Below are 23,444 nucleotides of genomic sequence, written 5' to 3'. Positions count from 1 at the left end.
TGCGACGCGCATGGCGCGATCGATGAAACACCTACTGCACTGAAGATTCACGCCCAGCGTCGGCGTCGCCACGAACTGCCTGCCCCGCCATTGCCAGCGACATGAGGCGGGGTAGATCCCGCAGCACGGCCTCTCCGACCACCGTTTCGGGAGTGAGGCCGCGACCCGTGCAGCTTTGGCCATCGGGTAGCAGGACCTCCCGGTTGGTGAACCTGAGCACCGAGCCATCCGACAGCCGCCGGTCGGTCTGGGAACTGCATTTGCCAAAGGTGGGTTGACCCACCAGGTAGGCCCGGCCGTGGTGCTGCAGGATGCCCGCGAACACCTCTGCCGCGCTGGCCGTTTCCGGCCCCACCAGCAGCACCAGGGGCATGGCAAGCTTTTCACCCTGGGGGGCCTGGAAGTCACGCACCTGGCCGCCCCGCGCCATCAGGCTCCCCAGAGAGGTCCCGGGCGGCAGAAACAATCCGGCCAGGTCCAGGGCTTCGTACAGGTCCCCGCCCACGGCATCACGAAGATCCATGACCAGCGGCACCTGGCGTCCACCTGCGTCCGGATCGATCCGCTCCAGGAAGTCCAGCGTGGCCATCAGTGCGGGTCGTGTGCGCCCCGCCAGAAAATCCCGCACCCGGAGCACACCCCGGCCCCAGGGCTCCACCAGTTCCACGTCCAGCGGTGTGAAACGCTCGCGGATGAGGGTTGTGGTCTGCCGGGGTGTGTCCCAACCGGCTGTCTGCCATGTGAGCACCAGACGCGAACCCGCTTCGCCGCGCAGGGATTGCAGAAGCTCATTGGCCTCGTGCCCGGCCACAGGGTGCCCGTCGATGTCCAGCAGGCGGATTCGCTCCGGCAGCCCGGCGCGGTGGGCCGGGCCACCCTGGTACACATGCAACCAGACCTGGTCATCCACAAAGCGCAGGTCTGCCCCGATACCCGTCCAGGCGCGCTGATCCAGGTCCCGGCGCGCCGCTTCCCGGGAGGGGAAGTGGTGCGCGTAGGGGTCCAGATCAGCCAGCCCCGAATTGAGGTCTCCGGCCCGGAGCGCAGCCAGGGCCGCCTCTGGCGGGGCCTCGAACATGCGCTGACGCAGCAGATCGCGGATCTCCTCCAGCGGCGCAGCAGGATCGGCAAGTGCCGCGCCAGAAGCCGTCAGCCACAGGATCAGCAGGGCAGTGCCCACTCTCTTCATCTGGCCAGGTCCAGCGACAGCTCCATCAGCAGATCAAACTCCTCTCGCAGGGCGTTGCGCTGCTCTTCCAGCTGTCGTCGGCGCAGGTCCGTTTCCGTATCCCCAAGCCCCGTGCCTTCCAGGGCATCCAGGGCGGATTGCTGGGACTTCATGCGCCCCTGAAGGTCATCCAGACGGGTCTGCAATGCCTGCACACGCTGATCATCCTCGCCATGCCGGGCCGACAGGCCATCCACCTGACGGCTCAGACCAGTGACGTCACGATCCAGGGCTGCCAGGCGCTCCCGCTCCAGGGCCACCTCGCGGCCCTGGCGGGCCTTGCGGGCCTCCAGATCCTCACGCTCGGTCTGCAGTTCACGTTGGGTCTGGCGCAGTTGCTCCAGGCGGTCCTCGCGTTCCTGCACCCGCTGATCGTAGGCACCGGTGCTCATCCCCTGAATGCCCCCCAGCAGTCCACCCTCCCGGGGGTCGGTGGAGGTGGCGCAGCCCACCAGGCCCAGGGAACTCATCACGGCTACCATCAATGTCACGCGTCTCATACCGACAGCCTCTGGTCGATGCGGGCCAGCTGGCTGCTGCCCTCGCGCAGTTCCTCAAGATTGCCCTGCAACTCGGCCACTTCACGTTCCAGGCGTGCCAGGTAGGGATCATTGGCGGGCCGCTCCTTCCCCTCCTCGGCCAGGATGGCCTGCTGCACCTTGAGCTCTTCCTCCAGGGCCTTTTCCAGCTTCTCGCTGCGCGCCAGCTGGCGCTGCAGATCCTGGCGCTGAGCCTGCAAGCGTTTCTTGTCCTCGGAGCCGGCATCGTAGCGGGCACGCAGGTCGCGGGATTCACGCTCCAGGGCGGCGATCTCGCCCTTCATCTCCTGGTTGTAGGCTGCGGTGGTGGTATTGAACTCGGCCACCCGGGTGGCTTCGCCGTCCAGGAAGTCCTCGGTGGTCGCGTAGGCCCTCTTGCGCTTGGCCACCTCATTGCCCACCACATAACCGGCGCCGGCGCCGAGCAGACCGCCGATCACGGCGCCGCGCTCGCCATCCACGGCATACCCCAAAAGTCCGCCCAGCAGGGCGCCGGCTGCCGTGCCCTCGGTGCGGGTGCGATCCGTATCATCCATATGGGCACAGCCGGTGACCAGGGCACCGGCGAGGATGACGGGAAGAGTGGTTTTGATGATATTCATGGTGCTTGCCCCCTGCAGGGATATCGGGATCAATTGTCTTCAAAGCCTTCAAAACGCTCGCGGAAATCCTGCATCCAGACCTGCGGGTCCGCGCGACGCTGTTCGTTGAACACGTCCACGTGCTTTCGCAGCACTTCCATCACCCGACGTTCACGGGGCGGCAGCTCCGTGGCATCCAGCACCTGGAAGGCGTGTTCGATGTACTGGGGTTCGTAGTCGCCCAGCTCGGCCACCTTGTCCTGGTAGCCCCTTAGCTGTTCGCCGGCGGCGATTTCCAGGTCGCGCATGGAGCGCTCCACGGCATCCACCTGGTCCTGATAGCGGGTGGAGATCTCCGCCAGCCGGCGGGCCCGCACCAGGGTGTCGTCCAGGCGCGCCAGGCGGGACAGGTAAACGCTCAGGTTCACGCCGTTGCGGGCGGCATCCTGGGCCAGGCTGCGGGCGCTCTCACGCTGAGCCAGCTCCAGTCGCTCCCGGGCACGGTCCATCTGCGCCTGCACGGCCCGCAACGGCTCGGCCAGATCGGGATTTTCTGCCATGAGTCGATCCAGGATGGGATCCACCGTCCCCAGCTGCACCGAGGCCTGGGCCACCAGGTTGTCCAGGGTGCGGCCCACCGGCATGGTGCGGCGCAGATCCTCACGGTAGGCCTCGTACTCCTGTTCAATGCGCGCCTGCTGGGCGGAACTGACCAGCACGTTGGCACCAATGGCCAGCCTGGCCCCGGTATTGAAGGAACGTCGCTCTTCCACCCGTTCGGCGTCGGCGTTCCAGGCATAGATGTCCAGTTCGGCCCGGAGTGAACTGCGCAACTCCGAGGCGGGGGTGGAGACGCTGCCGCCCCGTACCGCCACACCCCCCGGCTTGCCCTGCCAGATCTCCGGACGGAACAGGCCCGAGGTCATCTCCTGCACGTTGCCCAGAAGGTCGTGAAAGCCCAGCCCGTCGGCCTGTCGCAGCCCCACCGGGCGCAATTCATGACGGGCATTATCCAGATGCCAGGCGTATTCGTTCGCCTGGCGGGCGGGGAATGGCAGGCGATCATTGAAGGTACCGGCCTCCAGGGCCGGCATGCCGCCCCGGGCCACATACTCCCATTCCTCCTCCGTGGGCAGACGCATGAAGCCGGGCACCCCATCCACCCGGGGCAGACTGGCGCGGCGCTCCGGGTGATCCGCATCGAACAGCCAGTGGTTGTATGCCCGCAGGAAGGCCTGGATGTCCTGATGGCTCACATAGGCCAGCGGCTGCATCAGGGCATCGCGCAACTCCCGCCCCCGGAGTTGGGGGAGCTCCTGCACCTGGGGATCGCCGCTGGTGTCCAGCAGAGTTTCCAGGCCCATGACGGCGATGTACTGGGCCCGGGTGAGTTCATACTTGCCCAGCACCAGATACCAGCTGCCATCATCCCGCGAGAAGGAGCCACTGATCTGGGTGCGTTGCAGCCCCTCGAAGATGCCGCCGGTGGCATCACCGATCTGGATCACCCGTTCCCGATCACCCCAGAAGCCCTGACCCGGTACCGATACCCGTCGGAAGACCATCTCGGCGCCGTCGGGCATGGGCAGGATCAGGTCGCCGGACGCAGGCCGTGGATTAAACACCGACTGGGGCGGCACCTCTGCCTGGCCCGCCACCGGTGCCATCAAAAAGACCAGGCAGAAGAGCAAAGCCCCCCCAGGCGGCGCGTAAAAGGAAGGTTAATGTTCACGAATGGCCTCCGCCGGATCGATGCGGGTGGCCCGCCAGGCGGCCACCAGCGAGGCCAGCACGGCCAGGGCCAGGGTGGCGGCAATGGCCATGAGGATCTGCTCACCCGGCAGGGTGCAGAACCGCTCGCCCGGTGCCAGCTCGCTGGAAAAGGTACGGTTGATGGCCCAGGCCAGGGACGCGTATCCCCCGAGTGCCGCCAGCAGTCCCAGGGCCGCGATCATCACCCCCTGTGCCACGGGGAAGAAGAAGACATGCCAGCGGGCCAGCCCCAGTAGCCGCAACACGCCCAGGTCCCGGCGCAGACGCTCCACGGCGGCATACAGGCTGGCCACCAGGACCGCCGTGCCACCGCTGATGCCCAGCAGGGCGATCAGCCAGAACAGCCGCCCCAGCCCCTCGTCCAGCACCTGGATACGCTGAATGGCCTCCACCTGGGCCACGAATTCCAGGCCCTGCTCCTGCAGGCGCGCTGCCAGGGCGGGTACATCGTCGATGCTTCGGGCATACAGGCGAAAACCCCGATAGCCTCCCCGGGCCATCTCGAAGCTTCCCGTCTCCCCGCGATAGGTGAGGGCCCGCTGCGTGCCGGTGCGCAGCACCCCCAGCAACTCCACCGGCACCACCGGGTGCTGCCAGTCGCCGGCCCCGACGACATCCAGATGGAGTGTCAGGGTTCTCGCCCCGGCACTGGTCACCTGCAGGGAGTCACCGGCATGATCCTTGGGCACCAGCACGGAGGTGAGTTCGCCCGCCGATGCGGCACGGCCGGTAAAACCGCCCCATGGTGGCACGGGGGCCTGGAGTAATCGGGCCTGACGAGGCGACAGGGACAGGCCCGCCAGCACCATCTCTCGACCCTGGGCGTCCACGAGTGGAAGCTGATCCACATAGGGGAGCACCACGGCCTCGCGTCCGCGCAGCTTCTGCTCGATGGCCCTGAGGTTCGAGACAGTGACGGCGCTGCCGGGGGTGAAGACATCGTAGGCGGTCAGTGACTCGGGCACCGGCACACCAAGACGTTGCTGGACCCGTTGCCCATCGGCATCGGTGAGGCGCGCGAAACCCGTGTTGATGATGAGGCCCGTACGGGCAATGGGGTCCAGGGGCTCGTCCAGCAGCAGGATGGCACCATCAAAACTCAGGAAGGGCTCGGGCGTGTCTCCGGCCCAGCCCCGGTCCGGTGCGCCATAGCCCTCCTTGAAGGCCTCCACGTCCACCACCAGGTCCAGGGGCGCGTACACCCGGGGGAGACTGCCGGCGCGGGCATCCAGCACGGAGAGCACCTGGAAGGTCTCACGGGCCTCCTCGGTGCGTGTGCCCCGGGTGCGGGTGACCCTCACCTGCAACGCATCCCCAGCGGTCACGCCCATGCGCCGGGCCGCCTCTGCGGACAGCACCAGCTGGCCGTCGCCGGGGATGCGGGCACCGTTTTCCAGCAACAGGGGATCGCCGGGCCCGGTGGGGATCAGGTCAAACAGTTCGTTGCGACCGCCCTGGGGGTGGACCACCTGCAACACGGAGGACAGGGGCAGGATGGTGGGGGTGAGAAAATCCACGCCCGGCCAGCGGGCCACCTGTTCGAACCACTCCGACGCGAACTCCCGGGTATGGGCAGGACGGATCTCCCGGTAGACCGGGTCCTCCACCAGCCGCTCCCGCAGGGTCTCGATGGTGCCGCTCTTGAGGCCCATCAGCACCAGCAGAGGAGCAATCACCGCCGCCAGGGCCACCACCAGACACAGGGTGAGGATCCAGTCGTGACGCAGGTGGGAAGCGGCCAGCCCCGGTATGAGTCTGATGGGGTGTGCTGGAGCAGGATGCTTCACGCGGCCACCCCTTCCTGGAGCGGGTAACAGGTGGAGCGGGTGACATTCTCCGAGGTCTGCACCACGTCGAATGTGTAGGTACGATCGGCATGACCGCTCACCAGATCCACATCATGTGTTACCAGGACCACCGCCACCCCTTCGTCCCGGGCCAGGGCCTCCAGATCGGCCATCACTGCCCGGGCACGGGCCTTGTCCACGGCCGCCGTGGGCTCGTCGGCCAGTACCAGCCGCGGGGCATGCACCAGGGCGCGGGCGATGGCCACCCGCTGACGCTGCCCCACGGAGAGGGCACCGGGCATGCGATCCAGACAGCCCTCCAGGCCCAGGCGCTCGGCCAGCTCGTACAGCCGCTGTCCGGCGGGACCACAACCACGGATTCTGGCCGATAGTTCGATGTTCTCCCGCACACTGAGAAACGGCAGCAGGCCCCCGGTCTGCAACACATAGCCCAGATAATCCCGGCGCAACGCTGCCAGGCTCGCCTCGTCGCCCAGGCGCCAGAGGCGACGGATATCATGCTCCGAATCCGCCTCACCGGCGCGAAAACCAAAGTCCTCGGCCCGCGTGGGGGCCATGACCAGGGCGAGGATGTCCAGCAGGGTGCTCTTGCCACACCCGCTGGCACCCACCACGGCCACCAGCTCACCCGGCTCCACCGAGAACTGTGGCACCTCCAGAGTGAAGACACTCCCTCCCTGGGAGCGGTCCTTACCCAGACCTGCAAGGTGGATCATGGACACGGCATCTCCCCTCAGGGCAGGTAATCCAGGTGCAGTGGGTACACACGGTCCCGGTCGTCATCCGTGTCGTTGAGCTGGAACCACACATCCACCTGCTCGTTGATGGCACGGTACTGCTCCAGCTTGGCCAGCAGGCTCCACTCCAGCTCCGCACGCTGCTGCGTGGTCATGCTGGCGAACATCTCATCGGTCAGCGACAGGATGTCGCTGCGATACGGCAGGCTCTGGATGAACGCCGGCAACAGGCCCGTGTCCGCCAGTTGGGCGCCCTGGCCAATCTCGTCGGGCTGCTTCATGGTCTGACCGGCTACGCCCTGCAGGGCCTCGAAGAACTGCGCCTGGGTGACCTCCGCCCGCATCAGGGCCTGCACCACCCGGTCCAGGGACTGGGACAGGGTGCTCAGCTGTTCACGGGTGACCAGCACCCGCACATCCAGCGACCGGTCCGCCGGGTTCATCAGGTCACGGTCCAGCGACCAGGCGACGATGTCCTTGGGCGGGGTGGCCTCGCGGCCGATGTATTCCACCAGGGCGGCCTGCCACAGGGCCGACACCGATGCCAGCTCGGCATCGCCCGCGCCCGGGGCGGGTGTGGCGGCCTGACCGCCCACGGCCCGCTGCAGCAGGCTGTTGATGTCATCGGTCACCTGCTCCACCAGGGCCAGATACTGCGCCTGCTCGAAGGCATCCACCGCCTCGATGGCCGAACGACCGGCATCGCCCCGCACCCGGGACAGGTGACTGAACTGGGCATGGGCAATGGGATGGTCCGCCTCGGCACGGGGGTCCTGCAGGTGAATCGCCAGCAGGTGCACCTGGGCATCGTCCAGTTCACGGCGCAGGTCCACTTCGTCCTTGCCGGTCACGTTCTGGGGGTGACCCTTGGGATGGGAACTGGCATCCCCCACCAGGATCATGAAACGCAGGGCATCCTCCCGCCAGGCGGACCGCAGCGCCGTGTCCACGCCGGCAAATACCTCCTCGGCATAGTCCAGACTGCCCACCTCGGTGGCCCGGGCCGAATGTTCCAAAAGGTCCACCAGGGTCTGGCCATCCACCAGCTCCGGGGTGTGGTTGCGGGTCACGTATTCCAGCCCCGGGATGGTGTCGGTGCAGTCACGGAAGGTGACCAGACCAAAACGAAACCGCGCCGAGGACTCGTCGGTGAACTCCTGTGTCATCCGCGCCACCGCATCCCGGGTCATGTCGATGAAGGGCTGCATGCTGCGCGTGGTGTCGATCACGAACACCAGGTCCACCTGCAGATCCCCAAGACCGGCCCCGGCCTCGCCACGGCCTACCCGGGACTGGCTGGCATACTCGGGATTGTCCAGGGTGTCGGCACCCCGTGCCCGGGGCACCGCGGCTGCCAGTTGCAGCAGACGGGCGTCGTCACCGCGGATGCGGGTCTGCTCCCAGTCCAGGATCGGCAGCATGTAGAACTGTCGGGTGATGTCCACGAACCGCTCCGGTTCCATGCTCACCACCGACTCGGGCACCTCACCCTGACGGATGTCCGCATACAGCGAACGGGCACGACCCGCCATGTCCATGTCGTCCACCAGGGACTCCAGCGAGGACAGGTCCTGGAACATCAGTACCGGACTGCGGCCCTCGATGGGATCACCCGGGTGGGTGTAGGACACCAGCAACGCCTGACGCCATTCGAATACGTCCCGGGCCTGCATCCAGCCCAGCGGGGCGTCCCGGCCCTGCCCTACCTGATACCAGCCCAGGGGGTCACCGGCCCGATCCAGCTCCACACCCTCCCGGGCAAACACGTACAGCGGCCGAAAAGCCGCCACGTTGGCCTGGATGATGGCCGACTCATCCGCCTCCCGCTGGGCGTACACATGGGAGAAGGGGCGCGGCAGTACCCGCAGCGCCAGTTCCGTGGACACCTCCACGCACGGGCCTTCGCCCGCGCAGCGGATGCCATCATCACGGGCCTCGGATGCCGCAGGGGCATGGCCCGCGTCGCCTTCCAGGTCCCACAGAGAGGGAGTCCCTCCCGCCGGGGCATGACCCACGGTCCCCTCCAGCGCCGAAAGGTCGGCCTGCGCGGTACCAAGAGCAAACGCCATCAGCAATGGCAGGCAGATCGACAGCGCATGGCGTCGGGTAGCGAAAATTTCCGGGATGGGCATGGCGCGTCCTCAGAAGACAACACGGGCAATACGGCCATCATCCGCCCCACGCTCGCACACGGCGAGTCGTCAGCGTGTCAACCATGCTTTGGGCCACTGTCAACCCTGGTGTAGACTTGCCGCCAAATCAGTCATTTGAGTAGACAATGTTCCTGTCGAAAAACGATTGGCGAGCGGCAGGTTTAACCGCTTCGTACGTGGCCTGGCTGACGGCATTCCCCATGTCGGGGGTGCTGCTGGGCAAGACGGAGTTGATGCTCTGGTTTCTCATCCCGCACACCCTGGGGCTGTTGGCGCTGGGTTATGCGGCGGCCCGCTTGCCCCCCACGCTCCTCCAGCGTCTGTGCCAGGCAGGCGTGATCCTCACCAGCCTGCTGACGCTGATATCGGCGCTGATCCCGGACATGGTGGTGGCCGCCTGGATGATCGCCCTGGGCCTGGGCGCCGTGCCGGTCTCCCTGAGGGTGGGCCAGTATCTCAAAGGAGCCGAACAGCCCGTCACCACCGGGGTCGCCACCCTGGCGGGCGGCAATCTTGTGGCCCTGGCGCTGATCGCCTCCCCGCTGCCCGGCCCCGTGAAGCTCATGCTCCTTGCCGTGTTGCTGCTGGGACTGTTGCCCAGGTCCCAGGAACCCAGTGATCCTGGCCCTGGGGACGCCACCACCCTTGAGCCGCTGCTGCGCTATCTTCCCTTTGTTCTGTTGTTCCAGGTGGTGAGCGGGCTCATGTACGGAGGCCTCATGCCCGCTTACGGGGCGGTGGCCTGGGCCCCGGGCTCCGAGGTCCTGTTCTATGGAGCGGGGGCCGTCCTGGCGCTGTGGCTGCTGGGTCGTTATCAGACCACGGTCACGATGCTGACGGCTGTGCTGGGCGCGTTGGTGGCGTTTGCACTGTGGCAGATCGCCCCCCATACCCTGGGTATCCATGGCGCCATGTTCGCCATGATGATCGCCGCTGGGCTGGTGGACCTGTTCCTGCTCTCCCGAATCCTCAGGCATCATCCGGTGAGTACCGCCTATGGATACGGCGTGGGTGCCCTCTGCGGAGGCATCATCCTGGGTAAGTGGCTGGCCATGAGCGTGGGCGGCGCTGCTGAGGTGCTGGCCTTCGCGGCACTGATCGTTCTGAACCTCGCCGCCCTGCTGCTGCATATCCCGTTCACGCGTCGGGAACCTGAATCGTTGGGTGCGGGTGAGGGCGCAGCGGTCGGTATTCCACCGGTCCCACCGGGGATTGCTCAACTGCTGTCCGAACAGGAACAGCATGTGCTGGAGCAGGTCATGGAGGACAAGACCTATCGGGAGATCGCCGCCAACCTGGCCATTTCCGAGTCTTCGGTGAAGACCTACATGCACCGGATCTACCTGAAGACCGGTGCATGCAGGCGCCACCAACTGGTGGAGATGGTCCGCCAGTCCGGTATCAGCGATTCAGGCCATCCAGCAACGGAGCCAGGTCATTCCCGTTGACCCGTATCTGCCCCAGGCTGTCCGCCTGAATGTGGTACTGATGGAGGCTGCCGGGCTCCTCTGATTCGGGGGTTTCTGCCAGCATCTTGAGCATCACCACCGTGGCGTTGATCTGCCGACGCTCATCCTCGCCCGCCATGGCCAGCAACGGCTCCACCAGGGCATCCAGGTTGTGAATGCTCAGGTCCCATTCACCGGAAACCCGATCCGGCCCGGCTTCGTCCGCCTTCTCGGCCCATCCCCGGCCGCTGACACGGATCTGCCCGTCGGGGAATCCAAGGGTCACATTGGGGATATCCAGACGCGAATCATTGCCGATCAACTGTTCAAGCAGCACCACCATGGGGTCCAGGCGGCCTGCCTGAAGGCCCTCGACCACACCGGCATCGGCCAGGAAGCCCGTCGGCAAACCCTTGGCCTTGAGCTCCAGGGCCACCCCTTCCGGCAACAGGCTCGCCAGTACGGGAGGCACCATGCCATCGAAGGGCACCACCCCCGCATGGGCATAATCCATGCTCAGGTCGGGTGCCGGCCCGTCCAGGTTCTCCAGGGCAAGGTTCAGGTGGAAACTCCCTACACCCGCCTCCTCCCGGGCCCCTTCCCTGTCGTCCACGAACACGCCCCGGGCGTCGTCCAGACTCATGGTCACACTCAGGCCGCCCAGGATCTCGCGAGCCATCCCCAGCAGCACCTCATCCTCAAGCTCCCCGGTCATCATGGACTGCATGCCCAGGTGCAGCAGGGCCATGGAGGACACCCCGCTCAGCCGCCCCTCCATGGAGGCCGATTTCATCTCGAACTGCACCTGCTCGCGCCGATCACCGTCTCCGAAGGACCAGCCTTCCACCGCCACACCGGCCCACAGATCCCGATGCAGCTCACCCTGCGCGGAAGGCACGAAACCGGACCGGGCACGCCCCTCGGTGAGGCGGAAGAATTGATAGTCCTCCGGCCCGTTGATGAACAAGTCCGACACCTCCATTGTCGATTCAAACCCTCCCATGGCCTTCAGCGTACTGGCCAGGAGTTCCGCCGGGTCCTGCTCCATCAGCTGCTCGGGCGTGGCCGCCTGATCGCTCAGACTCGCGAGGGTGGCCAGATCCATTCCCTGATAGTCTGCATTGAATGCCAGCCGCCCCAGCGTCACCATCGACTGATCTGCCATGCTGAGCACGTCCAGGCCCTTGATCTCCAAAGCCAGGGGGCCGCTGAAAATGCCTGCCCCGGCGTCCTGAAGATCCAGCGTCACGTCCATGGCATCCAGGGCAATGCGTCGGGGGGATTCCGGATCGAAGCGCTGACCGTGATCCCGTGGATGATCCACCTGGGCGTCCGGGGACGGGCCGTAACCCACGATCATGGAGGAAGGTCCCATGGTGAAGCGGGTTTCCAGCATCACCCCCAGGTCATCCGCCCACAGCCCCTCAAGGCGGGGGGCATTGAGATCCACCCGGGCCAGGCGTTCGCCGTCCTCGGTGAGCACGGACACCTCTGAAGGCAGGCTGACCTGGAAGGGAATGCGTTCGTCCGCGAAAGGCCCCACCGTGACGGTCACGCCATCCAGGGGGACCCAGGAGGTGGCAATGCCCACCGTGGGCCAGGGGGCCATCACCGCCACGGAAGTCAGGCTGGTCTGGAAGCGTCCGTCGCCCAATGGCACCAGCTGCTGCGGGGCATCCATCTGAAGCGGCCCCTGCAGCGCTTCAAGACGCTGATTCCAGTCCGACCACCATTGCGCCACGCGTTCGGGCAATACGGGGCCTTCTTCTGGCTCCAGTCCCGGCCCGTCAGCCGGCATCACCCTGAGCCCGTGACGATCATCATCCCGGGTGGCCAGTCGCTGGCGTTCACCCGACGCATCCTCCAGCACCAGCTGGCCCTGGCCCCGGAAACGGGTCTCATCGGTCAGGGTCAGCGCCTCACCAGGGCGTAATGGCTCCCAGTCCAGGTAATCCCGCTCCTGCAACAGGGCCAGCAGGGCCTCCAGCGTGGCGGGATCGGCCCTCAGATCACCGGACCGGGCCTGTTCCAGCAGCGCGCGCACCTCCTCAGGGCCAGCAGAGAACAGGTCCACGCCCTGGCCCCGCAGGTCCAGGGCAAGACGGGAAAACTCCTCGGGGAGTCGACCAAAAGCCCGGAGGGCCCGGAGGGTCACCTGTTCCCGGGATTCCATGGAGATCAGTTCGGACGGGCCCGACGCCCATTCCAGATCCCCCTCCAGTTCCAGGACCTGATAACGCCCCTGGGAAAGCTCCTGCGCAGACGCCAGCCCCGCCGCCAGCAGAAAGCCCGCAGCCACCGAACCCGTCCAACCCGTCCTGATCCCGACCATGTGAACCCCCTTGCATCATCCACGCCCCCCGACCCACGGGTCGAAAGGCCATTCAGTCACCCATGGTTCGCCTTTGGGAGGGATTGCTCAAGTCGTCTGGCTGTCGACCATGGACGGGGGCGCCATTATCGATGGCTGGTCTGGCACCAGTCAGGATCCTTGCAGCCGATAGAGCGTCAGACCGATATTCCCCTGCTGCACAAAGTGCTCAAAGGTCCTGAACGCCTCATGGGACAGCGGTTCCTCGCTGTAGGCTCGATCGGCATAGACCACACCAACGGGCTTGTCACCCGAGTGCAGGGACATGACGAAGCAGGAGTGGCAACCGATACGGTCCACGTCGGCGGGCGAATACAGGCCCGGCTGACCTTCCGGGGTGAACCATTGCGCCTCGGGACTGGAGATGGCCTTGTGAAACAGATTGGGAGGCGAGGCCACCAGCGGCAGCGTCAACCTGTGGGTATGGCTCTTTTTACGCCAACCCAGGGCGACCTTCTCCTGCAGCGTGGATCGATCGGACGACAGCGCGGCGAACAGGGTCCGATCCATGCCCAGACCACGCTGGATGCCCTCCATGATGGTTTCCAGCAGCAGATTGATATCGGGCCTCCTGCTGGAAAGGATGCCCGATATATCCCGCAGGACCTGCACCTGCAACTCCTTGCGATCCACCTGGGGTACTGCGGCCCCATCATGATCGATCAGTTCGCGGGCCTTGCGCTGGATCAACTCGGCGGCCTCCGTGGCGCCAAACTGTCGGGCGATGCCGGCCGCCGATTCCGTGTTTTCCCGCAACTGGGCCTCGATATCGACCCGGGTTTGCCCGGTCAGCGAGGCAATTTTCTCCAGACAGGCGGGGTATTGCTTGGATTCCTCGCCCTCCTTGAGCACATTCACCACTTCGCAACCCAGATGAACGAGCTTGACCCTTGGCTCCCGGACGCGGCCATGCTTGCTCACGGTCTCCTCGATCAACCCCTTGAGGTTCCAGCTCTTGCACAGGGCGGTATCCAGGTCGACAAGCTTGAAGCCCAGCACTTCACGCTCTGCCGCCTCCTTGGTCATGATGCCCTGATCCAGCAGGTCCCGCAGTCGTTCGCCCTCCTCGCCCGAGAAACACCAGAAGGCAATGTGACCGATGTTCTGCAACAGGGCGGCAATGAATACCTCTTCGGGAAAGGGATCCTGGGTGGCGATGGCCAGGTATTTGGCCTGCACGGCGGAGTGGATGGCGCGGGCAATCTCCTCGTGGGCGCGGCTCCTGTTCCTGGCGCACAGGATGGCCTCGAAGAAGGCACAGGCCAGCACCATCTCCCGGATCACATCGATACCGATGATGACGATGGCCCGGGTGACGGTGATGATCTTGCGGCGACTGGGGTTGTAGTAGCTGCTGTTGCTCAGCTTGAGGATCCGGGCGGTGAGGTTCGGATCCTGCAGGATGATCGTGGCCATCTCCATGGCCCCCTTCTTCTCATCCTCGATGATGGTGTTGATGGCCTGCACGGTATTGGAAAAAACCGGCATGTCACGCTCACGCAGCGCGACGGTCCACTCCGCCAGGGTCTTCTTTTCCGGGACGGCCCCGGCCACGTGGGTGCTCATGGGACAGGCCTTCGATCAACAAACTGTGAAGTTTATCACAGGGATTGGGGGCCCAGATCCCGGATTCATGACCCTTTGCGGGCCTGCAATCCTGCCCCGGGAAGGTGCCACACCGGCGGTGCGCCACCTTCCCCGAGGCGCACCATGATCAGGCCGTGGCCACGGCGCGGGCCGCGTCACCCTGGGGGTCACCCCCCGTCAGCTTCAGGTCGTAACGTTCCTGGAGCAACGCGAAGACATTCGGGGACACAAAGGCCGGCGGATTCGGCCCCAGGGTGATGCCCTTCACGTTCAGACTCAGCAGGGTGAGGAAGACCGCCACCGCCTTCTGCTCGAACCAGCTGATCACCAGGCTCAGGGGCAGTTCATTCACCTGGCACTCAAACGCCTCGGCCAGGGCGAGGGCCACGCGGATGGCGCCGTAGGCGTCGTTACACTGCCCCATGTCCAGCAGGCGGGGGAAACCCAGGTGCTCGCCGTATTCGTGGTCGCGGATGCGGTACTTGCCGCAACCCAGGGTGAGGATAAAGCTGTCATCGGGCGTGGCGGCAGCGTAATCGCTGAAATAATTCCGGCCCTTGGCGGCCCCATCGCAACCGCCGATGACAAAGAACCGACTGATCTTGCCGGCCTTGACTGCCTCCACGAGGGTGTCGGCATGGGACAGCAGCACACTGTGGTGGAAGCCCACGGTGGATTCGGTCTTCGGCTGCTCGACGCAGGGCTCGCAACGACGGGCCGCCTCAATCACGGCGGAGAAGTCCTCATTGGCAATTCGCTGGCCTTGCGGGACGGCCGTGGCACGGGTGGTGAACAGGCGATCGCGATAGCTCGCCGGCGGAATCAGCACACAGTTGGTGGTGGCCAGGGTGGGCCCCGGGAACTGATCAAACTCCCGCTTCTGCACCTGCCAGGCGCCACCGTAATGACCGGCCAGGTTCGGGTGATTGTGCAGCTTGGGATACATGTGGGCTGGCAGCATTTCACCATGGGTGTACACCTTGATGTCGGTGCCCTCCACCTGCTTGAGCAGGTCCCACAGATCCAGCAGGTCGTGCCCGGTGACCAGGATACCGGGGCCCGCCTGAGTGCCCTCCTTCACGGTGGCCGGCGCCGGCTGTCCGAAGGTCTCCACATGCCCGTGGTCCAGCATCTCCATCACCTTGAGATTCATCTGGCCGCAACGCAGGCAGAGCTCCAGCAGGGAATCCATGTCGAAATTCACATTGGTCATGGTGGCGAACAGGGCCTCCTCCATGAACGCGGATACCTCCGGATCCGACTGCCCCAGGCGACGGGCGTGATGCGCATAGGCCGCCATGCCCTTGAGGCCGTACAGGAGCAGTTCCTGCAGGGATTGCATGTCCTCATCCTTGCCGCAGGTGCCCGGGGAGGTCACGCAGGCGGTCTGCCGGAAGGTCTGTTCGCATTGATTGCAGTTCATGGCGGTACTCCGGGGCTGGCTTGGGGGGATGGGCTTGAGGGGCGCAGTATCCAGAGTGGGGGGCCAGCCCCTCCTTGATCAGGATCAAGGCGTACCAGAGGGGGCAACCCCTGCCGTCGCTCTTGAGCTAACCTTAACCCTATGGACGAGCACTCCGTCTTTCTCCCACGCGCCGAGGCCACCCGCCTTCTCCAGGCCCTCAAGGGCGCCGGCTTTGACCGCATCCTGGGCCCGGTGGCCCGGGAGGGCACACTGCTGTTTCAGCCGGTCAAGCGCTGGGAGGAACTGCCCATGGGTATCCGTGACGTGCAGCAGCCGGGCAGCTACCGCCTCCAGCAGCAGGAAGGCTCCCGTTGTTTCGCCTGGGCCAATGGCGCCCAGGCCCTCAAGCCCCTGACCTTCACCCCCCGGGAGATCATCTGGCGGGCCCAGCGATCGGTCGAAGGACACCTGTCGTTTGAATCCGCCCAGGAGAGCCCCGAGCCCACGGCCGTCGTCGGCGTGCGCGCTTGCGACCTGGCTGCGCTGGACCTGCAGGAGCGGCATTTCATGCACGGGCGGTTTCCCGACCCCTGGTTCCGCAAACGGCGCGAGGCGCTGTTTCTGGTGGGTGTGTCATGCTCCCACCCGGCCGATACCTGCTTCTGCGCCTCCACGGGGGATGGCCCGGCCATCACACGCGGCCACGACCTGGGCATGGCCGAACTGGACGAGGGGTATCTGCTCTGGGCCGGCACCCAGGCCGGGAGGACGCTGCTGGAACGGCTCGATCTGGACGAGGCCACCGCCTCGCAGCGCCGCGCGGTGGAGAAGGAAACCCACCAGGCCACCGTGACCCAGAGCCGCACCCTGCCCGGGCGCCATCTCAAGCAGGGCCTGTATGAACGGCTTCAGGCCGGGCACTGGGCAGACGTGGGCGAGCGCTGTCTGTCCTGCGGCAACTGCACGGCGGTGTGCCCCACCTGTTTCTGTCACATGGAAATGGACGAACCGGCCCTCAACGGAGGAACCTCCGAACACCTGCGCCAGTGGAGTTCCTGCTTCAACGCCGAGCACAGTTTCATGGGGCATTTTGTGGTGCGATCCGACACCCGGCTGCGTTATCGCCAATGGCTCACCCACAAGCTGGGCAGCTGGCATGAGCAATACGGTCGCAGCGGCTGCGTGGGCTGTGGCCGCTGCATCACCTGGTGCCCGGTGGGCATCGACATCACCGCCGAGGCCCATGCCCTGCTCCAGGAGGCCCCCGATGCGTGAGCCCACCGACCTGCCCTGGGAGGCCCGCATCACCAGCCGCGTGCAGGAAACCCGCGACATCTTCTCCGTCAAGCTGGAGCTGGTGGATCCCGGGATCCGCGAGACCTACCGTTCCTACCCGGGGCAGTACAACATGCTCTACCTGTTCGGGGTCGGCGAGGTGCCCATCTCCATCGTTTCCGACCCGGATGATGCCGGCCCGCTGGAGCACACCATCCGGGCCGTGGGCCGGGTCACCCACGGGCTTGAGCGCCTGCGGGTGGGCGACACCCTGGGCCTGCGCGGACCCTATGGCCGGGGCTGGCCGCTGCAAGCAGCCCAGGGCCGCAATGTGGTGGTCATCAGCGGTGGGCTGGGCTGTGCGCCGGTGGTCTCCATGATTCGCTACATGCTGCGCCGGCGCGATGACTACGGGCAGATCACCATCCTGCAGGGGGTGAAGCACAGCAATGATCTGATCTGGCGACGCCAGTATCAGGAGTGGGAGAAGATCCGGGATGTCCAGGTGCTGCTGGCGTCGGACCAGGGCGGCCCCCAATGGCCCTTCAGCGTGGGCAATGTCACGGTGCTGATGGAAAAGGCGATCATCCCACCGGAGGACACGGTGGCCGTGCTCTGTGGTCCGGAACCCATGATGAAGGCCGCCATCCCACGGCTGCTGGAGCGGGACGTGGATCCTTTCCATATCTGGCTGAGCATCGAGCGCAACATGCAGTGTGGCATCGGTCATTGCGGCCACTGTCAGGTGGGGCCCCATTTCATCTGCCAGGACGGCCCCGTGTTCCGCTACCCGGATATCGCCGACTGGATCGACCGGGAGGGCTTTTGATGAAACCCAGGGTGTCGGTCCACAAGTTCAGCTCCTGCGATGGCTGTCAGCTGGCCTTCATCAACGCCGGCCCTGCCCTGCTGGAACTGGCCGAACTGGTGGACATCGTGCATTTCGCCGAGGCCGGCCCCATGGACCCGGACGCCCCGGTGGACATCGCCTTCGTGGAGGGCAGCATCTCCACCCAGGAGGAGGCAGTGCGCATCCGCCGGGTGCGGGAGAGTGCCCGTTATCTCATCAGCATCGGCGCCTGCGCCACTGCCGGGGGCCTGCAGGCCCTGCGCAATTTCAATGCCCAGGGGGTGGATGACTGGACCCGGGCCATCTACGCCCGCCCGGAATTCATCGAGAGTCTGGATACCGCCAGCGCCATCTCCGATCAGGTGAAGGTGGACCTGGAACTCTGGGGTTGCCCGGTGAATGCCCAGCAAGTGTTCACCGCCATCCGCCGGTTGCTGTTCGGCGCCCTGCCCTTCGTGGACAACGAGAAGGTCTGCCAGGCCTGCAAGCGCCGGGGTATCGTCTGCGTCCTGGTGACCCGGGGGACGCCCTGTCTCGGTCCGGTCACCCGCACCGGCTGCGGCGCCCTCTGCCCTGCCTTTGGCCGAGACTGCTATGGCTGCTTCGGCCCGGCGGAAAACCCCAACACCGCACCACTGGCCCGGCGGTTTCAGGGGCTGGGGCTGATGCCCGAGGACATCGCCCGGCGCTTTCACTTCATCAACAGCCAGGCCCCCGGATTTCTTGAGGAAGGCCGCAACTGGAATCAGGGCACACCATGAGTGAGGACGCACCCCACAAGCGAGACATCCGCATCGACGTACCGGTACTGGCCCGGGTGGAGGGTGAAGGCGCCCTGGAACTCAGGGCCCGGGACGGCCATATCGAGGAACTGCGCCTGCGCATCTTCGAGCCACCCCGTTATTTCGAGAAGTTCCTGGAGGGCCGCAGTTGGCGTGAGGTGCCCGATACCGTGGCCCGCATCTGTGGCATCTGCCCGGTGGCCTATCAGATGAGCGCCGTGCAGGCCCTGGAGCAGGCCTTTGGCCTGGAACCCTCCCAGTGGGTGCTGCAAAACCGGCGCCTGATGTACTGCGGTGAGTGGATTCAAAGCCATGCCCTGCACGTGCACCTGCTGGCCCTGCCCGACTTCCTGGGCTATGACAATGCCATCGCCATGGCCCAGGATCACCCGGAGGCGGTACACCGGGGCCTGAGCCTGCAGAAGCTGGGCAATGACCTGATCCGTTTCCTGGGGGGTCGTTCGGTGCACCCCGTGGGGGTGCGGGTGGGGGGGTTCCATCATGCCCCGTCACTGGAGGATGCCCGGGCCCTGGGGGATCGTCTGGAAGCGGCCCTGGACGACGCCGAGGCCCTGGTGGGGTTCACTGCCGGACTGGACCTGCCCGTGGACGAGCAGAGCTTCATCAATGTGGCCCTGAGGCATGACAGCGATTACCCCATGTACGCGGGGCGTATCGTCTCCGATCAAGGGCTGGACATATCGGCGGATGACTATGCGGATCACTTCGTGGAGAGCCATGTGCCCCACTCCACGGCCCTGTATTCCCATCTGGATGGCCAGCCCTATCTGGTGGGTCCACTGGCCCGGCTGAACCTGAATCTGGACCGCCTCTCGCCACGCACCCGGGCGGCGCTGGATGCCACCGGCATGGCCTGGCCCAGTCGCAACATGTTCCATTCCCTGGTGGCCCGGGCTGTGGAGTTGCTGGAGGCCCTGCAGGAGGCCCGCCAGTTGCTGGCGACCTATGCCCCCAGCGACACGCCCTATGTGCAGGTGGAACCCCGGGCCGGAGAAGGCTTCGGCGCCACCGAGGCCCCCCGGGGGATACTCTGGCATCACTATCAGATGGACGATGATGGCAAGGTGCTCACCACCCGCATCGTCCCTCCCACCTCCCAGAACCAGGCCCGCATGGAGGAGGACCTTCGACGCTCACTGGAGTCCTTTGGACTGCACCATGACGATGACGCCCTGCGACTGCGGGGGGAGATGGTGATCCGCAATTACGATCCCTGCATCTCCTGTGCGACGCATTTTCTGAAGGTCAGGGTGGATCGGGGGGAGGGGTAAGGATGGGGGTACTCATCATCGGCATCGGCTCACCCTGGGCTGAGGACACCCTGGGCTGGGAGGCCGTGGAGACCCTGCCCCCGCTCCCCAACGTGGACACCCTCACCCTGGATCGCCCCGGCGCCGGCCTGATCGAGGCCATGAAGGAGCAGCACACCGTGATCCTGGTGGACGCCATGGATGTGGGCGCCACGCCAGGCACAGTCCTTTCCCTGTCCATGGACGACCTGATACACCCGGACACCACCGTTTCCAGTCACAGCCTGGGCGTCGTGGGCGCACTGGCCCTGGGCAAGGCCATGGGGGTGTTACCCCCGACCGTACACATCATCGGCATCCAGATGGGATCCGGCCCCATGCCCGATGAAACCAGAAGAGGCGCCCTGGCCCAGGTTCACCAGCAGATCAGGGATTGGATCGAGTTCGATTGAGGCATCAACTGGCGATGCCGTGCTCCCGGGTGGCGCTGAACTCGATCTCCGGCCATCTCTCCTGGGCCATCTGCAGATTCACGCGGGTGGGCGCGATGTAGACCAGGTCGCCACCGTGGTCGATGGCCAGGTTGCTGGAGGCCTTGTCCTTGAACTGCTCCAGTTTGCGCTCATCCCCCGAGGACACCCAGCGGGCCGTCTGCACGTTCACGTTCTCGAAACCGGCGTCCACGTTGTATTCGTTCTTGAGACGGTGGGCCACCACGTCGAACTGCAGCACGCCCACGGCCCCCAGGATCAGGTCGTTGTTGTTCAGCGGCTTGAACAACTGGGTGGCCCCCTCCTCGCACAGCTGCTGCAAACCCTTCTGCAACTGCTTCATCTTCAGCGGATCCCGCAACTGGGCCCGGCGGAATAACTCCGGGGCGAAGTTGGGAATGCCCGTGAAGGCCAGCTTCTCGCCTTCCGTGAAGGTATCGCCGATACGGATGGTGCCGTGGTTGTGGATGCCGATGATGTCGCCGGGGAAGGCCTCCTCGGCGTGCTCCCGGTCCGAGGCCAGGAAGGTCAGGGCATCGGCGATGCGTACATCCTTGCCGATGCGCACATGGTGCAGCTTGCTGCCCTTCTTGAAGCTGCCGGAGCAGATGCGCATGAAGGCGATGCGGTCCCGGTGCTGGGGGTCCATGTTCGCCTGGATCTTGAAGACGAACCCGGAGAACTTCTCTTCCTCCGGCAGTACCTCCCGGGACTCCGTGGCCCGCGGGCGCGGCGGCGGGGCATACTCCACGAAGTCATCCAGCAATTCCTGCAGACCGAAATTGTTGATGGCCGAACCGAAGAACACCGGCGTCAGCCGCCCTTCCAGATAGGCCTGCAGATCGAACTCGTTGGAGGCCCCCATCACCAGTTCCAGTTCCTCCCGCAGCTCGGCGGCCTGACCACCCAGTATTTCGTCCAGGCGCGGATTATCCAGGCCCTGGATCACTTCCCCGGCTTTCATCTTGCCGCCATGGGTGGGTGAGAACAGGTGCACCGCATCCCGCTTGAGGTGATACACCCCCTTGAAGCGCTTGCCCATGCCGATGGGCCAGGTAATGGGCGCGCAGGGTATCTTCAACACGTTCTCCACCTCGTCCATGAGATCGATGGGCTCGCGACCCTCCCGGTCCAGCTTGTTGATGAAGGTCATGATGGGGGTGTCCCTCAGTCGGCACACCTCCATGAGCTTGATGGTGCGCTCCTCCACGCCCTTGGCCACGTCGATGACCATCAGCGCCGAGTCCACCGCAGTGAGTGTGCGGTAGGTATCCTCGGAGAAGTCCTGGTGACCGGGTGTATCCAGCAGGTTGACCACGCAGTTCTTGTAGGGGAACTGCATCACCGATGAGGTCACGGAGATGCCGCGCTGCTTCTCCAGTTCCATCCAGTCGGAGGTGGCGTGACGGTCCGACTTGCGGCCCTTGACGGTCCCCGCCATCTGGATGGCACCCCCGTAGAGCAGCAGCTTTTCGGTGACGGTGGTCTTACCGGCGTCCGGGTGGGAGATGATGGCGAAGGTACGCCGGCGGGCGGTTTCTGTGGTGTGTCTGGACGGCATGGGGTAAGGGTCGACCTGGGTAAAACCTGGCATTGTACGGGATGTGGGAGGGGGACTAAATGGGGAACTGGTTAATGATGACGCCCCCGCCGCTCCCGCCACACCTCACGCTCCTCCGGTGTCATCTCCCGCCAGCGTTCCTTCAAGCGCTCCTGCTTATCCTCGGGCAGATCCCGATAACGCTCCCAGCGTTGCCGCAGTTCCTGCCGCTCCTCGGGGCTCAGGGAGCGCAGGTGCCGGGTGTGGGACTTCATTCGCTCGCGCTCCTCGGGCGACATGGCCTGCCAGCGCTCCAGCCTTTGGGTCAGGGCGGCCCGCTCGTCCGAATCCATCCCCTTCCAGCGCTCGGCCATGCGCAGCAGGTGGGCACGACGGGTTTCAGGCAGATCATTCCACTCTTCAGACAAGGGTTCGAGCACCGACTGCTGATCCCGGGTAAGCTCGGACCATGGCGGCGATTCCGGTTGCGCATCGTCGGCCATGGATGTGATCGGCCAGGCCAGGCACAGGACAAGCCAGGGTAGAATCAAGAAGGCTTTCATCACTGCCCCTCCTCCATGGCCCAGAGCACGAACGCCGGGTCATCCAGATCCGCCACCCAGAAGGGGTCGTCACTCTCCATGAGCCAGTCCATGTCTTCCATCTCGGCCAGGGCCACTGGCATGGGTTCGTGACCGGTGCCCGGTTCCAGGGCGAACCACACAGCCACCGTGAGCATGAGCGAGGCCGCCAGGGCCAGCCCCCCTGCAGGAAACCAGCGAGAGGGCGCGGGCGACCGGGTCGCGGCCAATGCCTCGCGGCGGGCATGGCGCAGGCGGGACTGCTCGGACCGGGTCAGCGTGGTCTGAGCGTCCAGCGTATGGCGCACCCGCTCCAGCAGGGCGGCGGAATCATCAACCCCTTCCCTGGAATCATTGTCCGGGGCGGGATTGGCAGGGGAATGCCGTTCGGGGCTCATCGGTAGGCCTCCAGATGTCCCTGCAGGCTTTGCAGGGCTCGGTACAAATGGGTCTTCACACTCCCTTCACTGATGCCCAGCGCTGCGGCGGTGGCCGCCGTGTCCAGGCCCTCCCAGTGGCGCAGCAGAAAGGCTTGCTGCTGTCGCAGGGGCAAGGCGCGCAGGGCAGACTCCAGATCCCGGGCGAACCGACCGTCGGTCAGGGCCTGATCCGGGCCGGGGGTGAACGGATCCGGCAGGGTGTTCATCGGATCCTCCTGGTCTTCTTCTCCAGACCAGCCAAGCACCGCCAGCACCCGCTGACGCACCCGGCGGCGCCGGTAGGTATCGCGGATGCGGCTTTGCAGAATACGCCAGAAGAGCGGCCCCCAGGCCTCCGGTGGGCGGTCCCGGTAGCGGTCGATCAAGGCCACCATGGCATCCTGCACCAGGTCCAGGGCGACCTCCCGGTCCCCCAGGGCCAGGGCAGCCATGCGCACGGCCCGGCCCTGCACCCCTTCCAGGAATTCATCCAGGGTGCTGGCCACGGGGAGGGCTTCCCTGCCATCTGCCGGTCCTGGTCCGGGGGCGGTTGCAGGCACCGTCCCATCATCCACGGGCCAGGTTTCCAGGGGCGTGGACATCAT

The 23,444-nt window shown here is 65.6% G+C and carries 20 protein-coding genes; 6 read left to right on the top strand and 14 right to left on the bottom strand.

Going from position 1 to position 23,444, the window contains the following annotated elements:
- Positions 1-31 precede the first annotated feature (31 nt).
- The 7 genes from ECTOBSL9_RS09845 to ECTOBSL9_RS09815 are packed head-to-tail and all read right to left on the bottom strand — an operon-like array spanning position 32 to position 8,798.
- Positions 32-1,189, bottom strand: a complete 1,158-nt coding sequence (locus ECTOBSL9_RS09845) for a S41 family peptidase (RefSeq protein WP_063464891.1) — start codon at positions 1,187-1,189, stop codon at positions 32-34.
- Entirely contained in the window at positions 1,186-1,710 is a 525-nt protein-coding gene (locus ECTOBSL9_RS09840; protein WP_240481120.1) for a hypothetical protein, read from the bottom strand. The genes ECTOBSL9_RS09845 and ECTOBSL9_RS09840 overlap by 4 nt, the downstream gene beginning before the upstream one ends.
- A 14-nt stretch (positions 1,711-1,724) precedes the next feature.
- Positions 1,725-2,369, bottom strand: a complete 645-nt coding sequence (locus ECTOBSL9_RS09835; protein WP_063466131.1) for a glycine zipper domain-containing protein — start codon at positions 2,367-2,369, stop codon at positions 1,725-1,727.
- A gap of 29 nt (positions 2,370-2,398) precedes the next feature.
- On the bottom strand, positions 2,399-4,015 hold the full coding sequence (locus ECTOBSL9_RS09830; protein WP_082830063.1) for an SUMF1/EgtB/PvdO family nonheme iron enzyme: 1,617 nt from the start codon (positions 4,013-4,015) through the stop codon (positions 2,399-2,401).
- Between the two features lie 54 nt (positions 4,016-4,069).
- Positions 4,070-5,908, bottom strand: coding sequence for an FtsX-like permease family protein (locus tag ECTOBSL9_RS09825; protein ID WP_063464888.1), 1,839 nt, complete (start codon positions 5,906-5,908; stop codon positions 4,070-4,072).
- The gene (locus tag ECTOBSL9_RS09820; protein WP_063464887.1) at positions 5,905-6,645 is read right to left on the bottom strand and encodes an ABC transporter ATP-binding protein; all 741 of its coding nucleotides are present in this window, start codon (positions 6,643-6,645) and stop codon (positions 5,905-5,907) included. The genes ECTOBSL9_RS09825 and ECTOBSL9_RS09820 overlap by 4 nt, the downstream gene beginning before the upstream one ends.
- A 17-nt stretch (positions 6,646-6,662) precedes the next feature.
- Positions 6,663-8,798 carry a vWA domain-containing protein gene (locus ECTOBSL9_RS09815; RefSeq protein ID WP_240480953.1) on the bottom strand — a complete coding sequence of 712 codons (2,136 nt, stop codon included), beginning with the start codon at positions 8,796-8,798 and terminating at the stop codon, positions 6,663-6,665.
- 221 nt (positions 8,799-9,019) lie between these two features.
- Between ECTOBSL9_RS09815 and ECTOBSL9_RS09810 the strand changes: the two genes are divergently transcribed.
- Positions 9,020-10,267 carry a LuxR C-terminal-related transcriptional regulator gene (locus tag ECTOBSL9_RS09810; protein ID WP_168161550.1) on the top strand — a complete coding sequence of 416 codons (1,248 nt, stop codon included), beginning with the start codon at positions 9,020-9,022 and terminating at the stop codon, positions 10,265-10,267.
- On the opposite strand, the gene ECTOBSL9_RS09805 is transcribed toward ECTOBSL9_RS09810, so the two are convergent.
- The 3 genes from ECTOBSL9_RS09805 to hcp all read right to left on the bottom strand — a co-directional run bounded on the left by ECTOBSL9_RS09805 (position 10,221) and on the right by hcp (position 15,648).
- Positions 10,221-12,599, bottom strand: a complete 2,379-nt coding sequence (locus tag ECTOBSL9_RS09805) for a hypothetical protein (RefSeq protein ID WP_063464885.1) — start codon at positions 12,597-12,599, stop codon at positions 10,221-10,223. The genes ECTOBSL9_RS09810 and ECTOBSL9_RS09805 overlap by 47 nt on opposite strands.
- Positions 12,600-12,749: 150 nt before the next feature.
- On the bottom strand, positions 12,750-14,204 hold the full coding sequence (locus ECTOBSL9_RS09800; protein WP_063464884.1) for an HDOD domain-containing protein: 1,455 nt from the start codon (positions 14,202-14,204) through the stop codon (positions 12,750-12,752).
- 148 nt (positions 14,205-14,352) lie between these two features.
- Positions 14,353-15,648, bottom strand: a complete 1,296-nt coding sequence (gene hcp, locus ECTOBSL9_RS09795) for a hydroxylamine reductase (protein WP_063464883.1) — start codon at positions 15,646-15,648, stop codon at positions 14,353-14,355.
- Positions 15,649-15,789: 141 nt separating this feature from the next.
- Here hcp and ECTOBSL9_RS09790 point away from each other — a divergent pair, with 141 nt between their 5' ends.
- Genes ECTOBSL9_RS09790 through ECTOBSL9_RS09770 form a run of 5 tightly spaced genes read left to right on the top strand, consistent with a single transcriptional unit; the run spans position 15,790 to position 20,260 of the window.
- Positions 15,790-16,905, top strand: coding sequence for a 4Fe-4S dicluster domain-containing protein (locus ECTOBSL9_RS09790; RefSeq protein WP_063464882.1), 1,116 nt, complete (start codon positions 15,790-15,792; stop codon positions 16,903-16,905).
- Positions 16,898-17,734, top strand: coding sequence for an FAD/NAD(P)-binding protein (locus tag ECTOBSL9_RS09785; RefSeq protein ID WP_063464881.1), 837 nt, complete (start codon positions 16,898-16,900; stop codon positions 17,732-17,734). The genes ECTOBSL9_RS09790 and ECTOBSL9_RS09785 overlap by 8 nt, the downstream gene beginning before the upstream one ends.
- Complete coding sequence (locus tag ECTOBSL9_RS09780; RefSeq protein WP_063464880.1) at positions 17,734-18,516, top strand: sulfhydrogenase subunit delta; 783 nt, start codon at positions 17,734-17,736, stop codon at positions 18,514-18,516. The genes ECTOBSL9_RS09785 and ECTOBSL9_RS09780 overlap by 1 nt, the downstream gene beginning before the upstream one ends.
- Positions 18,513-19,829, top strand: a complete 1,317-nt coding sequence (locus tag ECTOBSL9_RS09775; RefSeq protein WP_063464879.1) for a Ni/Fe hydrogenase subunit alpha — start codon at positions 18,513-18,515, stop codon at positions 19,827-19,829. The genes ECTOBSL9_RS09780 and ECTOBSL9_RS09775 overlap by 4 nt, the downstream gene beginning before the upstream one ends.
- 2 nt (positions 19,830-19,831) lie before the next feature.
- Positions 19,832-20,260 (top strand): hydrogenase maturation protease, encoded by a 429-nt coding sequence (locus ECTOBSL9_RS09770; protein ID WP_063464878.1) that lies wholly within the window; start codon positions 19,832-19,834, stop codon positions 20,258-20,260.
- Between the two features lie 4 nt (positions 20,261-20,264).
- On the opposite strand, the gene ECTOBSL9_RS09765 is transcribed toward ECTOBSL9_RS09770, so the two are convergent.
- The 4 genes from ECTOBSL9_RS09765 to ECTOBSL9_RS09750 all read right to left on the bottom strand — a co-directional run bounded on the left by ECTOBSL9_RS09765 (position 20,265) and on the right by ECTOBSL9_RS09750 (position 23,444).
- Positions 20,265-21,860: a peptide chain release factor 3 gene (locus ECTOBSL9_RS09765; protein WP_063464877.1), complete on the bottom strand. Its 1,596-nt coding sequence runs from the start codon at positions 21,858-21,860 to the stop codon at positions 20,265-20,267.
- 71 nt (positions 21,861-21,931) lie between these two features.
- Entirely contained in the window at positions 21,932-22,402 is a 471-nt protein-coding gene (locus ECTOBSL9_RS09760) for a DUF3106 domain-containing protein (RefSeq protein ID WP_063464876.1), read from the bottom strand.
- Positions 22,402-22,818, bottom strand: a complete 417-nt coding sequence (locus ECTOBSL9_RS09755) for a hypothetical protein (protein WP_063464875.1) — start codon at positions 22,816-22,818, stop codon at positions 22,402-22,404. The genes ECTOBSL9_RS09760 and ECTOBSL9_RS09755 overlap by 1 nt, the downstream gene beginning before the upstream one ends.
- A complete protein-coding gene (locus ECTOBSL9_RS09750; RefSeq protein WP_305728301.1) occupies positions 22,815-23,444 on the bottom strand; it encodes an RNA polymerase sigma factor in 630 nt (209 codons plus the stop codon). The genes ECTOBSL9_RS09755 and ECTOBSL9_RS09750 overlap by 4 nt, the downstream gene beginning before the upstream one ends.

Origin of the sequence: Ectothiorhodospira sp. BSL-9 (assembly GCF_001632845.1) — a bacterium.
GTDB lineage: Bacteria > Pseudomonadota > Gammaproteobacteria > Ectothiorhodospirales > Ectothiorhodospiraceae > Ectothiorhodospira.
Note: the sequence above shows the minus strand (reverse complement) of the source record. Positions and strands in the feature narration are given on the sequence as shown.

What these genes read in the sequence shown, in the direction of transcription:
- ECTOBSL9_RS09780 (WP_063464880.1), top strand. Translation starts at nt 17,734, where the DNA reads ATGAAACCCAGGGTGTCGGTCCACAAGTTCAGCTCCTGCGATGGCTGT.
- ECTOBSL9_RS09810 (WP_168161550.1), top strand. Translation starts at nt 9,020, where the DNA reads ATGTCGGGGGTGCTGCTGGGCAAGACGGAGTTGATGCTCTGGTTTCTC.
- ECTOBSL9_RS09835 (WP_063466131.1), bottom strand. Translation starts at nt 2,369, where the DNA reads ATGAATATCATCAAAACCACTCTTCCCGTCATCCTCGCCGGTGCCCTG.
- ECTOBSL9_RS09820 (WP_063464887.1), bottom strand. Translation starts at nt 6,645, where the DNA reads ATGATCCACCTTGCAGGTCTGGGTAAGGACCGCTCCCAGGGAGGGAGT.
- ECTOBSL9_RS09760 (WP_063464876.1), bottom strand. Translation starts at nt 22,402, where the DNA reads ATGAAAGCCTTCTTGATTCTACCCTGGCTTGTCCTGTGCCTGGCCTGG.
- ECTOBSL9_RS09845 (WP_063464891.1), bottom strand. Translation starts at nt 1,189, where the DNA reads ATGAAGAGAGTGGGCACTGCCCTGCTGATCCTGTGGCTGACGGCTTCT.
- ECTOBSL9_RS09800 (WP_063464884.1), bottom strand. Translation starts at nt 14,204, where the DNA reads ATGAGCACCCACGTGGCCGGGGCCGTCCCGGAAAAGAAGACCCTGGCG.
- ECTOBSL9_RS09790 (WP_063464882.1), top strand. Translation starts at nt 15,790, where the DNA reads ATGGACGAGCACTCCGTCTTTCTCCCACGCGCCGAGGCCACCCGCCTT.
- ECTOBSL9_RS09770 (WP_063464878.1), top strand. Translation starts at nt 19,832, where the DNA reads ATGGGGGTACTCATCATCGGCATCGGCTCACCCTGGGCTGAGGACACC.
- ECTOBSL9_RS09750 (WP_305728301.1), bottom strand. Translation starts at nt 23,444, where the DNA reads ATGATGTCCACGCCCCTGGAAACCTGGCCCGTGGATGATGGGACGGTG.
- ECTOBSL9_RS09775 (WP_063464879.1), top strand. Translation starts at nt 18,513, where the DNA reads ATGAGTGAGGACGCACCCCACAAGCGAGACATCCGCATCGACGTACCG.
- ECTOBSL9_RS09755 (WP_063464875.1), bottom strand. Translation starts at nt 22,818, where the DNA reads ATGAGCCCCGAACGGCATTCCCCTGCCAATCCCGCCCCGGACAATGAT.
- ECTOBSL9_RS09765 (WP_063464877.1), bottom strand. Translation starts at nt 21,860, where the DNA reads ATGCCGTCCAGACACACCACAGAAACCGCCCGCCGGCGTACCTTCGCC.
- ECTOBSL9_RS09830 (WP_082830063.1), bottom strand. Translation starts at nt 4,015, where the DNA reads ATGGCACCGGTGGCGGGCCAGGCAGAGGTGCCGCCCCAGTCGGTGTTT.
- ECTOBSL9_RS09840 (WP_240481120.1), bottom strand. Translation starts at nt 1,710, where the DNA reads ATGGTAGCCGTGATGAGTTCCCTGGGCCTGGTGGGCTGCGCCACCTCC.
- hcp (WP_063464883.1), bottom strand. Translation starts at nt 15,648, where the DNA reads ATGAACTGCAATCAATGCGAACAGACCTTCCGGCAGACCGCCTGCGTG.
- ECTOBSL9_RS09785 (WP_063464881.1), top strand. Translation starts at nt 16,898, where the DNA reads ATGCGTGAGCCCACCGACCTGCCCTGGGAGGCCCGCATCACCAGCCGC.
- ECTOBSL9_RS09805 (WP_063464885.1), bottom strand. Translation starts at nt 12,599, where the DNA reads ATGGTCGGGATCAGGACGGGTTGGACGGGTTCGGTGGCTGCGGGCTTT.
- ECTOBSL9_RS09815 (WP_240480953.1), bottom strand. Translation starts at nt 8,798, where the DNA reads ATGCCCATCCCGGAAATTTTCGCTACCCGACGCCATGCGCTGTCGATC.